13 protein-coding genes are annotated in these 19227 nt (G+C 63.4%); 7 read left to right on the top strand and 6 right to left on the bottom strand.

What is annotated here, in order from left to right; all coding sequences use genetic code 11:
* Window positions 1–43: 43 nt before the first annotated feature.
* The 5 genes from folC (at window position 44) to H281_RS0131145 (ending at window position 6054) form a co-directional block, all read left to right on the top strand.
* The gene (gene folC, locus H281_RS0131165; protein ID WP_027805099.1) at window positions 44–1354 is read left to right on the top strand and encodes a bifunctional tetrahydrofolate synthase/dihydrofolate synthase; all 1311 of its coding nucleotides are present in this window, start codon (window positions 44–46) and stop codon (window positions 1352–1354) included.
* 29 nt (window positions 1355–1383) lie between these two features.
* Window positions 1384–2343: an SPOR domain-containing protein gene (locus tag H281_RS0131160; RefSeq protein WP_020071048.1), complete on the top strand. Its 960-nt coding sequence runs from the start codon at window positions 1384–1386 to the stop codon at window positions 2341–2343.
* Window positions 2344–2350: 7 nt separating this feature from the next.
* On the top strand, window positions 2351–2845 hold the full coding sequence (locus H281_RS0131155; protein ID WP_020071047.1) for a CvpA family protein: 495 nt from the start codon (window positions 2351–2353) through the stop codon (window positions 2843–2845).
* A gap of 144 nt (window positions 2846–2989) precedes the next feature.
* Complete coding sequence (gene purF, locus H281_RS0131150) at window positions 2990–4540, top strand: amidophosphoribosyltransferase (protein WP_020071046.1); 1551 nt, start codon at window positions 2990–2992, stop codon at window positions 4538–4540.
* A 323-nt stretch (window positions 4541–4863) separates the two neighbouring features.
* Window positions 4864–6054, top strand: a complete 1191-nt coding sequence (locus H281_RS0131145) for an O-succinylhomoserine sulfhydrylase (RefSeq protein WP_020071045.1) — start codon at window positions 4864–4866, stop codon at window positions 6052–6054.
* A gap of 124 nt (window positions 6055–6178) precedes the next feature.
* On the opposite strand, the gene H281_RS0131140 is transcribed toward H281_RS0131145, so the two are convergent.
* Both H281_RS0131140 and H281_RS0131135 read right to left on the bottom strand, forming a co-directional pair.
* Window positions 6179–6961: an AraC family transcriptional regulator gene (locus tag H281_RS0131140; protein ID WP_020071044.1), complete on the bottom strand. Its 783-nt coding sequence runs from the start codon at window positions 6959–6961 to the stop codon at window positions 6179–6181.
* Between the two features lie 33 nt (window positions 6962–6994).
* Window positions 6995–7336: an FKBP-type peptidyl-prolyl cis-trans isomerase gene (locus tag H281_RS0131135; protein WP_006047612.1), complete on the bottom strand. Its 342-nt coding sequence runs from the start codon at window positions 7334–7336 to the stop codon at window positions 6995–6997.
* Window positions 7337–7519: 183 nt separating this feature from the next.
* Here H281_RS0131135 and H281_RS0131130 point away from each other — a divergent pair, with 183 nt between their 5' ends.
* Entirely contained in the window at window positions 7520–8323 is an 804-nt protein-coding gene (locus H281_RS0131130) for a sensor histidine kinase (RefSeq protein WP_027805098.1), read from the top strand.
* A gap of 93 nt (window positions 8324–8416) precedes the next feature.
* The gene (locus H281_RS0131125; protein ID WP_020071042.1) at window positions 8417–9760 is read left to right on the top strand and encodes a hemolysin family protein; all 1344 of its coding nucleotides are present in this window, start codon (window positions 8417–8419) and stop codon (window positions 9758–9760) included.
* Window positions 9761–9833: 73 nt separating this feature from the next.
* On the opposite strand, the gene treY is transcribed toward H281_RS0131125, so the two are convergent.
* The 4 genes from treY to glgX form a co-directional block, all read right to left on the bottom strand.
* Window positions 9834–12689: a malto-oligosyltrehalose synthase gene (gene treY / locus H281_RS0131120; protein ID WP_020071041.1), complete on the bottom strand. Its 2856-nt coding sequence runs from the start codon at window positions 12687–12689 to the stop codon at window positions 9834–9836.
* Entirely contained in the window at window positions 12686–14905 is a 2220-nt protein-coding gene (gene malQ, locus H281_RS0131115; protein ID WP_020071040.1) for a 4-alpha-glucanotransferase, read from the bottom strand. The genes treY and malQ overlap by 4 nt, the downstream gene beginning before the upstream one ends.
* The gene (treZ, locus tag H281_RS0131110; RefSeq protein ID WP_020071039.1) at window positions 14902–16821 is read right to left on the bottom strand and encodes a malto-oligosyltrehalose trehalohydrolase; all 1920 of its coding nucleotides are present in this window, start codon (window positions 16819–16821) and stop codon (window positions 14902–14904) included. Before treZ ends, malQ begins: the two co-directional genes overlap by 4 nt.
* 66 nt (window positions 16822–16887) lie before the next feature.
* Window positions 16888–19107 (bottom strand): glycogen debranching protein GlgX, encoded by a 2220-nt coding sequence (gene glgX, locus H281_RS0131105; protein ID WP_020071038.1) that lies wholly within the window; start codon window positions 19105–19107, stop codon window positions 16888–16890.
* Window positions 19108–19227: the final 120 nt, after the last annotated feature.

Here is a 19227-nt window from a genome sequence, read left to right as displayed (position 1 = left end):
CATGTTCGTCGCACCGCTCAATGATTTTCTCGCGATTCACCCGATGACCACATTCCCCACCCTCGACGCGTGGCTCACGCACCTTGAATCCGCGCATCCGGTCGGCATCGACATGGGTCTCACGCGCATCAGTCAGGTGCGCGACGCGATGGAACTGTCGTTCGCGTGCCCGGTGATCACGGTCGGCGGAACGAACGGCAAGGGCTCGACGTGCGCGATCCTCGAATCGATCCTGCTGCGCGCCGGTTTTACCGTGGGTTGTCATACTTCTCCGCATTTGCTGTCGTTCAACGAGCGCGCGCGGATAAACGGCGAGATGGCGAGCGACGCCGAACTGCTGTCGCACTTCGAAAAGGTCGAAACCGCACGGGCGAGCCTTGCCGAGCCGGTCTCGCTCACTTACTTCGAATTCACGACGCTGGCGATCATGAGCCTATTTGCGTCGCGCGGACTGGACGCGGTGATTTTCGAAGTCGGTCTGGGTGGCCGCCTCGACGCGGTGAACATTCTGGACACCGATTGCGCGATCATCACGAGCATCGACATCGACCACACGGAATACCTCGGCGACACGCGAGAGAAAATCGCGCTCGAGAAGGCTGGCATTTTCCGGGCGGGCAAGCCGGCGATCTGCGCGGACCCGGTCCCGCCGCAAACGCTGATCGACTATGCCGACCAGATTGGCGCCGATTTGTGGTTATTCGGCCGCGATTTCCGCTACGAAGGGCAGGCCGGCAGCGAGCGCCAGCAATGGAGCTACGTCGGCCCTACGCTGCGGCGGTCCGCGCTCGCCTATCCGGCGCTGCGCGGCGCGAATCAGTTGATCAATACCTCCGCGGCGCTGGCCGGGCTGGAGGCACTCCGCGACCGTCTGCCGGTCTCGGCCCAGGACATCCGGCTCGGTCTCGCGAACGTCGAATTGCCCGGACGTTTCCAGGTCCTGCCGGGCAAACCGGCAGTCGTGCTGGACGTCGGCCACAATCCGCATGCGGCCGCCGTGCTGAGCCAGAATCTCGGCAATATGGGCTTTTTTCCGTACACGTACGGCGTGTTCGGCATGATGGGCGATAAGGATATTGCCGGCGTGCTCGCGCACCTGAAGGGCGAGATCGACCACTGGTGTGTGACCGATTTGCCGACGCCGCGAGCGGCATCGGCGGAAGAACTGGAAGCCGCCTTGCACGCGCAAGGCGTGGGCGACAGCGCCGACAGCACCGTGACGCGCTACGCCACGCCAGCCGAGGCGTACCAAGATGCGCTAAAGCGGGCGTCAGAGAATGATAGAATCGTGGTTTTCGGCAGTTTCTATACGGTAGCCGGCGTTATGGCCTACCGTAAATCGCAGCAACACTGAACGGGCGCCACGCTCGAACCAAGCGATTCATGGGAATTTTCTCGTTCGGCAAGAAAGACGACGCGCCCAGCCGGCGCGACGCAAACACCAGTTCCACCCGGGCTGCCCGTAGCGAGCGCGTGGAGCGGCGAACCCGCCGCACGGAGCGCACCGTCGACGCCGATGCGATGCTGCTCGACCCCACGTTGCCCGAAAAGCAGCGCGCGCGGCGTCGGCTGGTTGGTGCAATCGCAATGGTCGTCGCGGCCGTGGTCGTGCTGCCCATGGTGCTCGACTCGCATCCGAAGCCTGTCACAGACGACATCTCCATCGACATTCCGAGTCGCCCGGCGCCCAAGCTCGCGCGGCGCGAGGAAGACACTCAGGCTGGCGTAGCGCCGGACAATCCGACGCCCGACTCAGCGCTCGCGGCTTCGGGCCTCGCGCCCGCTACTTCGTCTGCGCAAACGCAGTCAGGCGGCGCAAAGAAGAACGCCACGCAGGAAGCAAAGCAGGACGCCAAGCCGGCGGAAGCGAGCGCGAATCCTGCGCCCGCCGCCAAGCCGGCTGTGAAGCCGCAGGCACCCGCCGTTGCCGCCAACGCCGCGCCTGCACCTGCGCCAGCCACCGCGGCGCCAGCCGTTGCCGCGAAGCCGGCCAGCAAGCCCGCACCGCGCAGCAATGCAACGTCCGCCGCGCCATCGGCGGAGGAATCCAACGCCGTCGCCAATACGGACGCGAATTCGGGCACGCCGGCGTCGCCGCCAGGCAGCCGTTTCGCTGTGCAGCTCGGCGCTTTTGCCAACGAAGCGAATGCGCGCAGTTGGGCAACCAAGTTGAAAGCGGCCGGAGTGCCCGCATATACCGAACATCGGAAACAGGCTGACGGCACAACGCTCACACTTTTGCGTGCCGGCCCGTTCGCGGACCGGGCAGCGGCAAGTGCCGCAATTGCAAAGGTTCGTGAGGCCGGCCTGTCGTCGGGCGCGAACAACGGCGCTGCACAGTAAGCGAGCGATGTTCACTGCCTTCGACTACGCTGTAATGGCGGTGATCGGTTTGTCGGCCTTGCGCGGCACGTGGCGCGGGTTTTTGTCCGAGGTGTTCGGCCTCATCGGCTGGATTGCGGCGTTTTTCATTGCTTGCCGCTTCGTCGGTTATGTCGTGCCGTATATCCCGTCCACGTGGCCGGGCGGCGCGTTGACACAGTGGCTGCTGGCCTTCGCGTTGGTGGCGATCGGTGTGGTGCTGGTGGCGAGCGTGCTGAACGCGCTGCTTGGCCGCATCGTGCAGGCTACCGGCCTGAGCGGCGTGGACCGCTCGCTCGGTTTGATGTTCGGCCTCGTGCGTGGGGTCGTTCTGGTGCTGATTCTGGTCGCCCTCGCAGGCTTGACCGAATTGCCTCAACAGGAATTCTGGCGCAACGCCTTGCTGCGGCCATATGCGGTAGAGGGCGTGCACGTAATGAAACCGCTGCTTCCGGAGACGCTCGCTGCCTACGTCCGCGTGTGACGAGCAAACGAGTGTCTAAGGAACGCCGCAGGAATCCGGCTCAAACCGGCTGCCTCTACATCATGTCGCGAACCCGCGCGTCATATCGTGCGCTTGCGAGGCACCGGCCGCTCTGACGAATTTCGTACCTTTGAAGGACATGCCATGTGCGGCATCGTAGGCGTAGTTTCCCATTCTCCGGTCAACCAGCTGATCTATGACAGCCTGCTGCTGCTGCAGCACCGCGGTCAGGACGCCGCCGGCATCGCCACGGCGAACGGCAGCAATTTCCACATGCACAAGGCCAACGGCATGGTGCGCGACGTGTTCCGCACGCGCAACATGCGCAGCCTGCCGGGCAACACCGGCATCGGCCAGGTGCGCTACCCGACCGCCGGCTCGGCGTCGAGCGAAGAAGAAGCCCAGCCGTTCTACGTGAACGCGCCGTTCGGCATCATCCTCGCGCACAACGGCAATCTGACCAACTGGCAGCAGCTGAAAGATGAGATGTTCCGCATCGATCGCCGCCACATCAACACGAATTCCGACACGGAAGTCATGCTCAACGTGCTCGCGCACGAATTGCAGCTTTCGAGCTCGGGCCTGCAACTGGATCCGGCTGCGCTCTTCAAGGCCGTGTCGGGTGTGCATCGCCGGGTGCGCGGTTCGTATGCGATCGTTTCGCTGATCGCCGGCTACGGCCTGCTCGGCTTCCGCGATCCGTTCGGCATTCGCCCGCTTTGCCTCGGCAAGCAGGAAACGGCGGAAGGCGTCGAATGGATTCTCGCGTCGGAGTCGGTGGCGATTGAAGGTATCGGTTTTGAATTCGTGCGTGATATCGCGCCGGGCGAAGCGATTTTCATCGACATCGAAGGCAATCTGCATTCGCAGCAGTGCGCGACGAACCCCAGCTTGAACCCGTGCATTTTCGAGCTCGTGTATCTGGCGCGTCCGGATTCGGTGCTCGACGGCGTGCCGGTCTACAACGTGCGTCTGCGCATGGGTGACTATCTCGCCGAGAAGATCCGGCGCGAGCTGCCTGACGTCGCAATCGACGTCGTGATGCCGATTCCCGACTCGTCCCGTCCGGCCGCGATGCAGGTCGCGAAGAAGCTGGGCGTGGAGTATCGCGAAGGTTTCTTCAAGAACCGTTATGTCGGCCGCACGTTCATCATGCCGGGCCAGGCCGTGCGCAAGAAGTCGGTGCGCCAGAAGCTGAACGCCATGGGCATCGAGTTCAAGGGCAAAAACGTGCTGATCGTGGACGACTCGATCGTGCGCGGCACCACCTCGCATGAAATCGTGCAGATGGCGCGCGATGCCGGCGCGAACAAGGTGATTTTTGCTTCGGCCGCGCCGCCGGTGAAATTCCCGAACGTCTACGGTATCGACATGCCGACGCGCGGCGAACTCGTCGCTCATGGCCGCTCGGACGAAGAAGTGGCACGCATGATCGGCGCGGACCATCTCGTCTATCAGGACGTCGACGCGCTCAAGCAGGCCGTTCGTGACATCAATCCGGCGCTGAAGGAATTCGAGGCGTCGTGTTTCGACGGCAACTACGTGACCGGCGACGTGACCACGGAGTATCTCGACCGCATCGAAACCGCGCGTCTCGCACCGTCTTCGCAGTCGGATCGCGACGCCGCGAGCGAAGCGATCGACGGTGGCGGCCCAGCGCGCTCGCAGCTGCATTTGCAGTTGTCGGTGGGCTGAGTTCAGAGCTGGCGTTCGCGGCATGGCGCGCCTCGCTGCACGCCGCGCCGCGAGCGTGTTAGCATGGCAGCTTGCGTCGATTTGATCTCAGCTTGCGGACGCGGGGCAACCCAAAACAGCTAAAGCGAATGGTGGACAAGCCGCAACCATCCGCCTCCGCTCCAGCTTTCCCCCGCATATGAAGCCCGCTTGTACCGACGCAAAAGCGCCGGCACAGAAGCGGGCTTTTTTGTTGCTGCCGTTCGGCCGCGGTTTCGCTGCATACAACCGCATACTAGCCGCGCACCGAATGCAGTCATGGAACATTGGAAACCACAACGAACATGGACGACTCCCTGAACTTCGATACGCTGGCAGTCCGCTCGGGCACGGTGCGCAGCGACTTCAACGAGCATTCGGAAGCGATATTCCTGACGTCGAGCTTCGTCTTCGCGAGCGCCGCGGACGCCGCCGAGCGCTTCAAGAATTCCGAGGACTATTACACGTATTCGCGCTTCACCAACCCGACCGTCTCGATGTTCCAGGACCGTCTGGCCGCGCTCGAAGGCGGCGAAGCGTGCATGGCGACTGCTTCCGGCATGGCGGCGATCATGTCCGTCGTGATGTCCACGCTGCAAGCGGGCGACCACCTGGTCAGTTCGCAGGCGTTGTTCGGTTCCACGCTCGGCATGTTCTCGCAGATTTTCAGCAAGTTCGGCATTACCACCACGTTTGTCGATCCGACGAATCTGGACGCGTGGAAAAACGCCGTGCGTCCGGAGACGAAGATGTTCTTCCTCGAAACGCCGTCGAATCCGCTGACCGAGGTTGCCGACATTGAAGCCATCAGCAAGATCGCCAAAGCCGCCAATGCGTTGTTCGTGGTCGACAACTGTTTCTGCAGCCCGGCCTTGCAACAGCCGCTGAAGCTTGGCGCCGACGTCGTCATGCATTCGGCCACCAAGTTCCTCGACGGCCAGGGGCGAGTGCTGGGCGGCGCGCTGGTCGGCTCGAAGAAGTTCATCATGGAAAAGGTGTTTCCGTTCGTGCGGAGCGCCGGGCCGACCTTGTCCGCCTTCAATGCATGGGTGTTGCTCAAGGGCATGGAAACGCTGTCGCTGCGCGTCGAAAAGCAGTCGGCGAACGCGCTCGAAATTGCACGCTGGCTCGATGACCATCCCTCCGTAAAGCGCGTGTTTTATCCTGGCCTCGAATCGCATCCGCAACACGCGCTGGCCATGCGTCAGCAGAAGGCGGGCGGCGCGATCGTCTCGTTCGAGTTGAAGGGCGACACGCCGGAACAGATGCGAGCGAACGCCTGGCGCGTAATCGACAGCACGAAAATCTGCTCGATCACCGGCAATCTCGGCGACACACGCACGACTATCACCCATCCGGCGACGACAACCCATGGCCGCGTGACGCCCGAAGCGCGCGCTGCTGCAGGCATTACGGAAGGGTTGATTCGACTCGCCGTGGGGCTGGAAAACGCAGCGGATATCCGCGCCGATCTGGAGCGCGGTCTGGCAGGCTGAGGCAGTCTGCGTTATCGAAAAGAGTGGTACATGGCGCGCTGAGATGGTCGGTCAGCGCGCCTTTTTCATGCCCCAAAGCTTGGCGTGTCACCGCGTCATTGGTCAACGCTCAACTGCGCGATGCTCAATGCCGCAACGCGCGCCATTGACCGGGCGCGAGACCAAACCGTCGCGTGAACGCGTGCGTATAAGCGCTTTGATCGCCGAAGCCGATGTCCAACGCAATGTCGGTCAGCGAAAGCCGCGGATCGGCGAGTAGCGTGAGCGACGTATCGAGCCGCAGCCGCTGCAAATAGCGATGCGGCGTTTCGCCGAACGCTTCGATAAAAAGCTGGTGGAACCGCCGCATGCCGAAGCCGCAATGCGCGGCGAGATCGGCGATACGTAGCGGCTCTGATAAATGCGCGCGCAGCCAGCGGTCGATTCTCGCGAAGTCGAGTCCCGCGGCCGGCGCGTCGGCGTCGGTGCATTTCATCGCCGCGCCCGCCACCAGCGCCGCGCCCAGACGTGCGGCAGCATCCCAATGGAAACGACGGGCGTCGAGATCGTCCGCCGGCGCACCGTTCGCGGCCCGCGACGCAATGCGCTGAATAAGTTCGGTAAGCGGCGCGTCGACGGCGACGGCTCGCGCACGGTCAAACAGACGCTCGGGCACAGCGAGCGTCGTAGCCGGAAGATCCAGCACCAGCTGCCGGTTCTCGCCGAGGCCCGCGTAATCGTGCCGCGCGCCCGCGGGAATGAGCCAGGCGCAGTGTGCGTCGATGCGTTGCGCGACACCGTCCACCGACATCACCATCGCGCCATGGAGCCCGAGTACGACCTGGTGAAAGTCGTGCACGTCCGACGCTTGCGCCGCCTCGAAGCGGCGCAGCGAAACGCTCGGTGCGGTAACAACGGCGTGCGTCATCGGAAAGGCGCCATGGCGAACAGCAACGACGATTTAGACGTCGAGCAATTCGACTTCGAACACGAGCGTCGCGTTGGGCGGAATCACGCCGCCTGCGCCACGCACGCCGTAGCCGAGTTGCGGCGGAATGGTCAGCTTGCGCGTTCCGCCGACCTTCATGCCTTGCACGCCTTCGTCCCAGCCCTTGATGACCATGCCGCCGCCCAGCACGAACGCAAACGGATCATTGCGGTCCTTGCTCGAGTCGAACTTCTGGCCATCGGTCAGCCAGCCGGTGTAGTGCACGCTGACGGTCTTGCCAGCAACCGCTTCCGCGCCCGTTCCTTCAACGATGTCTTCATACTTCAAGCCGGATTCGGTAGTCACAGTCGACATATGTCGCTCCTCAGTTCAAAAACGTGAAACCGACATTGTAGGCGCGTTGACGTGGTGCGGTCGAACAATGCCGCGTGGCACGACGATTGCGTTCCAGCCGTCCATCCGGCCAGGGTGGTGACGCCCGGCGGCATGCCTATAATGGGGCTCCCCAATCATGATGCATTGCCAGAGAGGTCGATCGTGACAACGTCTTCAACCGGATCCGCTGGCGCACAACCGGTGACTTCCGGCTTCGCCGTATCCGAACGCACCGCGCATTTGCGCGCTGAAACCGCGCTGTTCATGCGCGACCACGTGCTCTCGCTGGTATCGCACGATCTGCGTGGTCCGTTGAACGCTATCCATAGCTGGGCTTACGTGCTCGAACGCAAGCTCGACGCCAACGATCCCAATTCGCAGCGCGCGGTCACCGGCATCCGCAATGGCGTGGACCAGCAGGTCAAGCTGCTCGAAACGATCGTCGACGCCACGCGCGCCGAGACCAAAACGCTCGCGCTCGTTTATGAGCCGTTCCCGCTTCATCCGCTGCTCGATGAAACCGCCGAAGAGGTACGCTCGGCACTCGCGCGTTCGCGGCGCGTGGAGATCGCAATCAACTCGCAGCTCGCCACCGAGCAACTGAATGGCGATCGCGAGCGTCTTGCCGCCGCGCTGTGGCTGATGCTCACGTTTGCCGTCGAATCCAGCGCAGAAGACGCGACTATCACGCTGGAATCGCGCGCGGATGCGACCAGCTGGCATGCGGCTGTCACGTACCAGACGAGCGCCGCACTGGACGATCCGTCGCTGCCTCATGTGCTCGAAGCGTTCGCGCGCAAGCAGGCCCGGGAAACGCGGGAAGCTAACCGCATCGCATGGGTACTTGCGCTCTGCAAGCGTGTCGCGCAGGCGCACGGCGGCAGCTTCGACCAGCATGACGCCACTGAAACCGCGCCGGCCACGCTCGCTTTGCGTGTTCCGTTGAGCGCGTCGTCGCCCCGATGAACGGCCGCGCCCTTGCACGTGTTGTTCGCGATTAACTTTTCGGCGAGCTTTCAACCTCTATACTGACAACTTTTGTCGCCGGAGCCCTCCGCTTTGATCCAGGTTGTCGCCCTTATCGGTGCGTTGTTTCTCGTCGCCCTGAACGGTTTCTTTGTTGCGGCCGAATTCGGCCTGGTCAAACTGCGGCAGACGCGCGTGCAGAGCCTCGCCGAAAGGCACGGCATGCGCGGACGTCTGCTCGCCAAGGTGCATGGCCGCCTCGACGCTTATCTGTCGGCCTGTCAGTTGGGCATTACGCTCGCGTCGCTCGGCCTGGGCTGGATCGGCGAGCCTGCGTTTGCCGAACTGCTCACGCCGCTTTTCAGCCTTGCCGGCGTGGAATCCGAGAAACTGATCCACGGCATTTCGCTTTTCTTCGCGTTTTCGTGTATTTCGTTTCTGCATATCGTGGTGGGAGAACTTGCGCCGAAGTCGCTCGCAATTCGCGAAGCGGAGAAGGTTTCTCTGTGGGCCGCCACGCCGCTGTACGGCTTTTATTGGGCAATGTATCCGGCCATCTGGGTGCTCAACACAAGTGCCAATGCGGTGCTGAGGCTCGCCGGTCTGAACGCCGACCATGCACACGACTCCCACTACTCCACCGACGAGCTGAAGCTGATTCTGCGCAGCCGCCGCACCAACGTTGCATCGGAACGCGGCGCGCCGGAAGACGCGTATAGCCAGGACGAGTGGAACACCATTGCGCATTCGCTGGACTTTTCGCGCATGACGGTGTCCGACCTGATGCGGCCGTCGTATGAAATGATCGGCTTGCGGCTCGACTTGCCACTGCGCGAGAACATGCAGGTTGTGGCGCGGCATCGCTTTAGCCGCTACCCATTGTTCGAGGACGCCTCAGGCGAGCGCGTAGCCGGCATGATCCATTTGAAGGACCTGCTGCTGGCCCGCCACGCCGGCAGTACGCTCGACGATCTCTCGCAGTACGCGCGCCCCGTTCAATACGTCAAGCCGGAAATGCCGGCGCTCGAACTGTTTCGCCGCTTCCGCAAGGGTGCGCCGCACTTCGCGCTGGTCGGTCACAAGAACTCGAAGCCTATCGGTTTCCTCACGCTCGACAACCTGCTCGGCGCGCTGGTCGGCCAGATTCACGACGAATTCCGTCAGGGCGACGCCGACTGGACTCGCATGGACGACGGCACGTTGATGGGCAAGGGCAGCTTGCCGGTCGTGTCGCTGGAGCGCGCGCTGGGTATCGACATCGATGAAGGCAAGGCCGAATCGGTTGGCGGGCTCGTCATTCAGGCGCTCAACGATCTGCCTACAGAAGGGCAGCGAGTCGAATTCGATCGCTTCGACGTCGTCGTGAAAAAGATGAAGGGTCCGCGCATCGTGCTGGTGCGCGTGTACCCCAAGGTCTTCGACGACGAAGGCGGCTAGAGTCTCACGACTCCAACACCGCCTTCGTTCCGGTTCGGCAAGCCGGCAATCACGCCCGCAATCACGCCCGCTCTCAATTGCGCGGCACGCCGTCCTCGACGAGCACTGCAATCGGCATTGCCGCAAGGGCATCGCGCAAATACAGCAAACCGTTTTCATCGACCTTCGGCGCAGCCGGACTCAGCCAGTCGAATAACGCTCGCGCTGACAGATCCGCCGGCATCTCGACCGCCGTGTCTTGCCATTTCTCCGGATCGACCATCGGCAGATCGCCTTCTTCGCCGAGCAAGCCGGCCGCGAGCCGGCTCGCTATGACGACGGCCCACGCATTCCCATGTCGCCGCGCGAATGCAATCACATTCGACGCATGCGCGCCCCGCACGGTTAGCGGCAGGTACGTGCCCTGGCTCAGCAACTCCGGCAGATGCGCACGCAATGCAAGCACTCGCTGCACGACGGCGAGCTTCACACGTCCATTACGCCACGTCGACAGAAACTCCGAAGGCGGCGCCTGGGCAAGCCAGCTCGCACGCTGCTCGAAATCGACGGGCCGGCGATTGTCCGGATCGACGAGACTAAAGTCCCACAACTCGGTACCTTGATAAAGATCCGGAATCCCAGGCGATGCGAGCCGCAAGACAGTCTGCTGCAAACTGTTGACCGCGCCGGCGCGTGAAATCCGTGCGACGAACGCGGCCAACTCCTTGAGGAAGCCGTCGCGCCGCTGCGGCGCCATGATGTCGAACAGGAAGTCGCGGCAACCGGCTTCATACGCTTCGTCGGGTGCGAACCAGTTGGTCTGCAGCTTGGCTTCGCGCAGTGCTTTGAGTTGCCATTGCGCGACGCGCTCAGCCAATGCCTTGACGCCCGCTTCGTCGTCCGGCTTCAGGTCCGGTGGCCAGCAACCGACCAGCGTCTGATACAGCATCGCTTCAGCGGCGGGGCCGGGCGCCCAGTCGTAGCTAGTGTCCTGTGCAACGCTGCTGATCGGCGAGCCTTCAGGCGAACGCCGGTGCGGCGCATTCAACGTCGACCATGCACGCGAGGTCGCGCTCCACTCGTGCGCGATCTCGCTGAGTACCGCGAGCCGTGCGCGCACGTCTTCGCCGCGCTTGTGATCGTGGGTCGCTGTTGCGAGCATCGCGTAAGGAAAGCGCTGCGAGCGCTCGACATTGCCCGCATGAAACTGCTCGACCGACAACGCAAATTCTCCCGGATCGGCACCCACCTCGTTACGCGACAACAGCCGCCCGTAGCGATAGCACGCGGTATCTTCGACGGCCTTCGCCGCAACCGGTGCAGTCAACTGCGAGAACAGCGTCTGCGCGGTGCGCCGAGCCGAACCCGCATGGTTCGGCGGTGCACCGTTCTGCCCTTGCTGAGGCTGGCCATGACGCCCGGCGGGCGCCTCGTCCACGCTGCCGCCGAGCCATGCATTGACGCGCTCGAGCACGCCATGATCGGCGCGAGAAAGCGTCGCGCGCGCGCCGGCCAGCGCCTGCTCGAAAAACACATTGTCGGCGGCACTGCGTAGACCGTTTTGCGGATAAATGCGGTACACCGGAAAATGCACGACCAGTTCGGTCAGCACCCGGCGCAATGTCGTGAAGGTGTAATCGCGCGTGGCGAGCGAGTCGCGCGCAATGCGATGCAGCGCTCGCGCCGCGCGGTCGAGTTCCGCCGAAAGATTTTCCGCAAGAACCTTGCGCCGTGCGACGAGTGCTTCGTCCGCAAAATTCGCGCTGCGTCCCGTGAGTTCGGTCCACGCCTGCGCAAGCGGCTCTGCGCCCGCCGGGTCGTGCAACAACGCGCCCACATCGTTCATGAAGTCGTAGCCGGTGGTCCCGTCCACCGGCCAGTCGTCGCGCAGCGGTTCGCCGCGCGCAAGAATCTTTTCGACGACTACATACGGCGTGGTGTCGCGTAACTCTGTCAGACGTTGCCGCAGCCGCTGACAGTACTCGCGAGGCTCGGCGAGTCCATCGACGTGGTCGATCCGCAAACCGTCGATCGTGCCTTCTTGATACAGGCGAAAGACCAGCGCATGCGCAGCTTCGAATACTTCCGGCCGCTCGGCGCGCACCGCGGCGAGCGTCGAAATATCGAAGAAGCGCCGCCAGTTGACTTCGTCCGCGGCGGTGCGCCACCACGCGAGACGGAAGTGCTGACGCTCGAGCAGCCGATGCAGGCGGTCGCGCGTGACCGGATCTTCGGGGGAATACGTCTGGATCACGGAATCGATTGCCGACTTGCCGTTTTGCGCGACGAACTCACGCAAAGCGTCGCGCCCTTCGGCGGCGCGCGGCTGATCCGCGGGCTGCGTCGTCAGTCCATGGAAGCGTTCGGCGAGTGCGCTGAGATCGGCGCGGTCGGCGCTCTGCAGAATCGACGCGTAGTCGGTCGGACACACCGGAAAGACGTGCGGCCCGTAGCCGACATAAAAGCGTCCGCTATCGGCCGCGAAGTGCAACGCGATACGGCCCGACGCGAGTTCATCGCCATACGGGCCGCCGAGTGTCGGCAGCAACACCTTGCCGCGCAAAGCCGGATCGGGCGAATGCCAGTCGACATCGAAGTGACGTGCATAGGCGCTATGTCGCCCCCATTCAAGGATATCGAGCCACCACGCGTTGCTCGATCCGCCGACGCCCATATGGTTCGGCACCATGTCGACGATAAGGCCCATGTCGCGCGCGTGGAGTTTGTCGACGAGGCGCTTCAAGCCTGCCTCGCCGCCGCATTCGGCGCTGACCTGGGTGTAATCGACGGTGTCGTAGCCGTGCATCGAGCCTGGCTCGGCCGTGGTAATGGGCGACGCGTACACATGGCTAATGCCGAGCGCCGCGAAGTAGTCGACGTGCTTCGCGGCGTCGTCGAACGTAAAGCCCCGGTGAAACTGGAGGCGAAGAGTGGAGCGCGGGACGGTCATGGCGTGTCAGGCCCCGAAGAAGTGTTGGCTGATGGATTAGAAACGGTCGCGGTGCTGCGGGCCCGATCGACGGCGAGAAGGCGGTCGCAGAAATTGTCGTCTTCAAACATCTCGTCTACAGACAGATTCCCGCGACGGCGCCAGTTCGGATGCTCGTCGATCGAACCCGGCAGGTTCGGCTGGTCGGTCTGACCGAGCAGGTCTTCAAGCGGAAATGTGACGAGCGGGCTCGGCGTCGCCGCAACGAATGCGAGGGCTTCATCGACGGGCGGGCTCTCGGGCGGCGGCGCTTCGACATCGGGCGCGGCGACGCCGGCTTGCTGGAACGCGCGCCACAATTCGGCGCGGTCGCTCGCGCGCTCTTCCTGCGCCGCTTCTTCCGGATCGCGGCCGTCGGCGCGCGCCGTCGTCTGCCCAATCTTGTTGCGCCACGTAATGTCGCTGCCGCGCCACCAACCGGCGACGGTCGGCAGATCGTGAGTCGTGGTCGTGCCGACCGCGTTGCGGTCCCAGGACTGCGGCGGCTTGAAGCCGGTGCCGTCTTCGTCACGCTCGAACCACAGCACGCGGATGCCGGCAATGCCATGATCGTCGAGGCGTTCGCGGAAGCCGGGCGGCACGGTCCCGAGATCTTCGCCGATCACAATCGCGCGATGCCGCCACGATTCGAGCGCGATAAGACGCAAGAGGTCTTCGAGCGGATAGCGCAGATAAGCGCCGTCGCGCGCGCTTTCGCCTTCGGGCACGAGCCACAGACGCCGCAAACCGAGAATGTGATCGATGCGAATGCCGCCGGCATGCGCGAATGCGGCGCGCAACATGTCGATGAAAGCCGAGAAGCCTTGCGTGCGCATCGCGCGCGGTGAGAAGGTGGTGAGTCCCCAGCTCTGACCGGCCTGATTGAACAGGTCGGGCGGTGCGCCGACAGACACGCCTTGCAGCATGTCGTCGCGATACGACCATGCATGGCTGCCGGCGCTGTCGCATCCCACCGCGAGGTCGGCGATCAGCCCGACGGCCATGCCTGCCTCGCGCGCTGCGTGCTGCGCGTGCGACAACCCCTTGGCCGCGAGCCATTGCAGGAACAGATGGAAGTCGACTTCATGGCGATTCGCTTCGGCGAACGCATCGACTTCGGGACTGCGCGGATCGCGCAAGGCCTCAGGCCAGTTTCGCCAATGACCGTGGCCGCCTTGTGCGAGTTGCGCTGCCTGTAGCGCTTCGAAACGCGCGTGGTCTTCGAGCGCACGTCCCGCGCGTTCGCAGAATCCGTGAAATTCCAGTGCGCGTGGCGTGTCCTGCTTGCCGCCTTGCGCACGTTCCTGGCTGCAGAAATTCTCGAACAGCGCGCGCAAGACTTTCAGCTTCAGCACCACGGCGTTCGGCCAGTCGATCAGCGGCAAGGCTTCGAGTTGCGTCCACGCGTCGGTGGCTTGCGCGGACTCCATCGCGGCGCGTGCAGCGTCTGCTCCGAACACGGCGGCCGGATCTATGTGCGTGACGTTCAGCCACAAACGCGACGACGGCGAATACGGGCTGAAGCGATTCGGCTCCGCGCTGAACATGGCGTGCGTCGGGCTGACGGCAAGCGCATGCACGCCGTGCTTCGCGCTTTGCGTCGCAAATTGCGAGAGCGCCGAATAATCGCCAATGCCTCCATCGCCCGTGCGTCGCAGGCCGTACAGCTGCGCGGCGATGCCCCATAGCGGCGGAGTCCTGGCGTCGTCACCGCCGTCGTCGTTGCGCAAGGCGCGCCACGCGTCGTCGACGGTATAGCAACGCGACGGCGCGACCGCGAGCGTGACGCGCTGTTCGTGAATCACGAGCGTGTGATAGCCGGGTTCGTCGATCGGCGCGAGCAAAGCCTGCTCGCCTTTGGGCGCGGTAAAGCGTCCGTCGATGATCGAGCCGCTCTCCAGCTCGATCCGGTAGTGGCTGCCCGACTTCAGCGCCGACGCAGGCAATGCTATGCCGCGCCCGACTTCCGCGGTCATGAGCGGCGGCAGCTTGCGGCCCGACAGTTCGGCTTCGAGCGCGGCGGCGCTCTGGCGGATCTGCGTGGCATTGCCGCATGGCAAGCCCATCCGTTCCAGCAGCACTGCAAGCGTGTTCTCGGGCACACGATGCACCTTGCGATGCGCGTCTTCCCACTCCACCTCGAAGCCGGCGCGCGTCGCAAGTGTGGCTATCGTGTCGTTAGGGCGTCGGGTACTCACGTGCGGCGCTCCTCTTTGCCGACAACGCGCGCATCGTGACCGCTCGCGTAGTCGTTGATGTCGCCCGTCAGCCATGCGACGAACGCATTCGGCGGCAACACGTTCGCATCGATCTGTTCGCGCACGCGCGGCGGCGTTTCGAAAATGACCTTGCCCGCGGGCACGTCGTTGAACGGCACACTCTGCTTCGACAAGTTGAGCGCGAACGACAACGTCTCGCCGTCGCCGAGTTTCCAGCGCGCAATCAACGCGTTCGCGTCAGCGCCGTTCTCGTCGGTGAGCACCGTTGCGCCGAGTGCCTTGCCGTGTTTCAGTCGCGGCGTAATCAGTTTGGCGCGTACCGCTAGCGCGGACTTGTAGAAGTGCATCCAGTCCAGCCGGTCTTTCGCTTCGTCGTCCTGCGCGGATGCCGTAGCGGTCTCCGGCGGCGACGATGCGGCGAACGTCCCGGCGTCGTTCGGATCGGGAATTTGCGCACGGCGTTTCTCATCGCTGAACGACGAGAAGCGCGCGAACTCGCGGCGGCGTCCTTCACGCACGGCGTCGGCGAGATCGCCGGTGTAGTCGGTGAAGAACAGGAACGGCTGCGTGGAGCCGTACTCTTCGTCCATGAACAAAAGCGGAATTTGCGGCGACAGCAGCAGCAACCCCGTCGCCGCGCGCAATGCGTCGTCCGAGGTCAGCTTGCGCAGGCGCTCCCCGAATGCGCGATTGCCGATCTGATCGTGGTTCTGCAGGAACATGACGAACGACGTCGGCGGCAGATGCCCGCTCGATTCGCCGCGCGGCGCACCGTCATGAATCGGCGACGGATCGCCTTGATACGCAAAACCTTCGGACAGCACGCGCGCGAGACGGCGAATCGGCTGATCTTCGTAGGCGTGGTAATAGCCTTCGGTTTCGCCGGTCAGCAGCACGTGCAGCGTGTTGTGCGCGTCGTCGTTCCATTGAGCGTCGAAGTGCGTCTCGAGCAGGCTCGCGCTGTTGTGCTCGTTTTCGAGCACGAGATGCACGTGGCGGCCATGCTGGACGTGCGCGCGGATATGATCGGAAAGCTCGCGCAGCCATGCGTGATTGTCGATGGCGTGGACGGCGTCGAAACGCAACCCGTCAATGCGATATTCGTTGATCCAGTAGATGGCGTTGTCCGTAAAGAAATCGCTGACTTCAGTGCGGTCGAAGTCGATTGCCGGGCCCCACGGCGTATGCGTGCCTTCGCGGAAAAACGACCGCGCGTATTCATGCAGGTAGTTGCCGTCAGGTCCGAAGTGGTTGTAGACCACGTCGAGAAACACCATCAGGCCGAGACCGTGGGCGGCGTCGATCAGCGCTTTGAGTTCTTCGGGACGGCCGTAAGCGGAGTCGGGCGCGTACGGCAGCACGCCGTCATAGCCCCAGTTGTGCTTGCCGGGAAAATCGTTCAACGGCATCAGTTCGATGGCGGTCACGCCAAGCGCAGCGAGCGCCGGCAAGCGCTTCTGCACGCCTGCATAGCCGCCCATTGCGCCGACATGCAGCTCGTACAACACCGTTTCTTCCCACGGACGGCCATGCCAGTCCGTATGTTCCCAACGATACGCGCGCGGGTCGATGACTTCGCTCGGGCCATGTACGTCTTGCGGCTGGAAGCGCGACGCCGGATCGGGCACCGCATTGCCGTCGTCCAGACGGAAGCGATACAGCGTGCCCGCGCCGCTTTCCACGCTCGCTTCGAACCAGCCGTTTCCCGCCGGCGTCATTTCATGCGCGCCTATCGCGGGGCCGTTCTCGATTTCAACCTGAACGCTTTTGCACGACGGCGCCCAGAAACGAAACCGTGTGCGTGGGCTCGTCCCTTTGGGACCCAGCAATTGCGCGCCAAACGGCAGGCAATGAGCGTAATGATGCGCGTGTGGGTCGATTGGATTTTCTGACATGACTCTTCACCATTCGGTTTTGCTGTCGGATTGCTCACACGCCGTTGGCGGCATCGCCGCCGCGATCTACGTGGTCGGCGACGAGTCGCTCGTCGGCGGATGCTCGCCGGGATCGGGCGGCAGGGCAGTCAACAGACGTGGCCCATGCTGCGCGCCGGCTATCCAGCCCGCTTGCCAGTCGGCCTCGCCGACCGGTTGCGCGGCCAGTATCACGAGGCCATGCGCCGCGACTTCGATATCCAACGCGGCGAGCCGGTGCGGCGCGCTTTCCGTATCCGCAGTGTCTAACAGCACGTGCCATTCCAGGTGCGGCGCAGGGGGCGTAAAACGCAGCCCTTCCGCGCTCGCGTTGAGCATCATCAACAATACTTCCGTTTCGCCATTCAGGCCCGGACCTGCGCGCCGCAATGTGAATGCGCGTCCTTCCGGATCCTGCCAGGCTTCGATCGTCAGAGGATCGCCTTTCTCGTCGAACCAGCCGATGTCGAAAAGCCCCGGCAACACTTCACGGTCGCCAAACAGAAAACGCGTTTCGCGCAGCAGCGGATGCCGTTTGCGCAGCGCGATCACGCGCGCCACGAATTCGGTCATCTGGCGGCCGTCCGGCGCTTGCGCGGCTTCCCAGTTGATCCAGGACAATTCGTTATCCTGGCAGTACGCATTGTTGTTACCGTTCTGCGTGCGCAACAATTCGTCGCCAGCGAGCATCATCGGCGTGCCGAGTGCGACGAGCAGCGTGGCCATCATCGAGCGCGCCACGCGTTTTCGGGTTTCGAGAATCGCCGGGTCGTCGGTCGGTCCTTCCACGCCCCAGTTGCTGCTGCAATTCTCGTTGTGACCGTCGTTGTTGCCTTCGCGATTCGCCTCGTTGTGCTTGTGCTCATACGCAGTAATGTCGGCAAGCGTAAAACCGTCATGCGACGCGACGAAATTGATCGACGCCCACGGCTTCCTGAAACGCCGGTTGAAGAAATCGGCAGAACCGGTCAGGCGCGCTGCGAGATCCGGCCGCAGGCCCGCGTCGCCACGCCAGAAACGGCGCACGGTATCGCGGAAACGGTCGTTCCATTCGCCAAAACCCGGTGGATGATTGCCAAGCTGATAACCGCCCGGACCGATGTCCCACGGCTCCGAAATCAGTTTGCGCTGCGAGAGGATCGGGTCCTGGCGCAGCGCATCGAAGAAGCCCGAGCCCGGATCGAAACCATGCTGCTCGCGCCCGAGCGTTACGCCGAGATCGAAACGGAAGCCGTCGATATTGAACGCCGTCGACCAGTAGCGCAGTGAATCCATCACCATTTGCAGTACGCGCGGATGCGGCAGATTCACCGTGTTGCCGCAGCCGGTGTCGTTGATATGGTGCCGTTCGTCGCCGGGAATCAGCCTGTAGTAGCTTGCGTTGTCGAGGCCACGCCATGAGACGGTCGGGCCCATTTCGTTGCCTTCGCACGTGTGGTTGTACACCACGTCGAGAATCACTTCGATGCCGGCCGCGTGCAACTGGCGCACGGCAATGCGCATTTCGTCGAGCCGGTGCGTGCTGAGATACGACGGCTCGGGCGCGAAGAATGCCGCTGTGTTGTAGCCCCAGTAGTTGCGCAGGCCGCGTTCAACCAGGAAGCGGTCGTTCAGAAATGCATGTACGGGAAGCAATTCGACGGCGGTCACACCGAGCTTCAGCAAATGCTCGATAAAGTCCGGTGACGACAGCGCCGCGAACGTACCGCGTTCATGCTGACGCAAATCGGGGCGCAGCATCGACGCGCCGCGCACATGCGCTTCATAAATAATGGTTTCGCCCCACGGCACATCAGGGCGCTTGTCGTGCGACCAGTCGAACGCTTCGTCGATCACGACGCATTTGGGCATCGCGGGCGCCGAGTCGCGCCGGTCGATTGAAAGATCCGCGCGATTCGAATGCACGCGATAACCGAACAACGCATCCGACCAGCGGAACTGGCCGACGAGCTTGCGCGCGTACGGATCGAGCAGCAGCTTGTGCGGATTGAAACGATGCCCATGCTGCGGCTGATACGGACCGTGCGCGCGAAAGCCGTAAGCGGTGCCCGGATGCGCGTTAGGCAGATAGCCGTGCCACACTTCGTCAGTGCATTCGGGCAGCGGGTAGCGCTTGATCTCCTTGCGACCCGTGGGATCGAACAGGCAAAGCTCGATTTTCTGCGCGTTCGCCGAGAACACTGCAAAGTTGACGCCAAGGCCGTCCCAACTGGCTCCGAGCGGATACGGCGAGCCAGGCAGAAGCCGGTCGGGCATTGCATGCGACATGGTTCCGCTTCCTTGTTCTGTTTGATGCAGCGCTAGCGCGGGCCTTCATGCAACGAGCGCGCGGCCGGTTTTCACGCGGCCGCGCGCTCGCTTCGGCATGACCGGGCGGCGCCCGATCGC

The sequence above is a fragment of the Paraburkholderia caledonica genome, from assembly GCF_000383275.1.
Lineage (GTDB): Bacteria > Pseudomonadota > Gammaproteobacteria > Burkholderiales > Burkholderiaceae > Paraburkholderia > Paraburkholderia caledonica.
Note: the sequence above shows the minus strand (reverse complement) of the source record. Positions and strands in the feature narration are given on the sequence as shown.

Excerpts from the sequence above, each read along its gene's own strand:
- folC (WP_027805099.1), top strand. The coding sequence starts at position 44 with ATGACCACATTCCCCACCCTCGACGCGTGGCTCACGCACCTTGAATCC.
- H281_RS0131160 (WP_020071048.1), top strand. The coding sequence starts at position 1,384 with ATGGGAATTTTCTCGTTCGGCAAGAAAGACGACGCGCCCAGCCGGCGC.
- H281_RS0131155 (WP_020071047.1), top strand. The coding sequence starts at position 2,351 with ATGTTCACTGCCTTCGACTACGCTGTAATGGCGGTGATCGGTTTGTCG.
- purF (WP_020071046.1), top strand. The coding sequence starts at position 2,990 with ATGTGCGGCATCGTAGGCGTAGTTTCCCATTCTCCGGTCAACCAGCTG.
- H281_RS0131145 (WP_020071045.1), top strand. The coding sequence starts at position 4,864 with ATGGACGACTCCCTGAACTTCGATACGCTGGCAGTCCGCTCGGGCACG.
- H281_RS0131140 (WP_020071044.1), bottom strand. The coding sequence starts at position 6,961 with ATGACGCACGCCGTTGTTACCGCACCGAGCGTTTCGCTGCGCCGCTTC.
- H281_RS0131135 (WP_006047612.1), bottom strand. The coding sequence starts at position 7,336 with ATGTCGACTGTGACTACCGAATCCGGCTTGAAGTATGAAGACATCGTT.
- treY (WP_020071041.1), bottom strand. The coding sequence starts at position 12,689 with ATGACCGTCCCGCGCTCCACTCTTCGCCTCCAGTTTCACCGGGGCTTT.
- treZ (WP_020071039.1), bottom strand. The coding sequence starts at position 16,821 with ATGTCAGAAAATCCAATCGACCCACACGCGCATCATTACGCTCATTGC.
- glgX (WP_020071038.1), bottom strand. The coding sequence starts at position 19,107 with ATGTCGCATGCAATGCCCGACCGGCTTCTGCCTGGCTCGCCGTATCCG.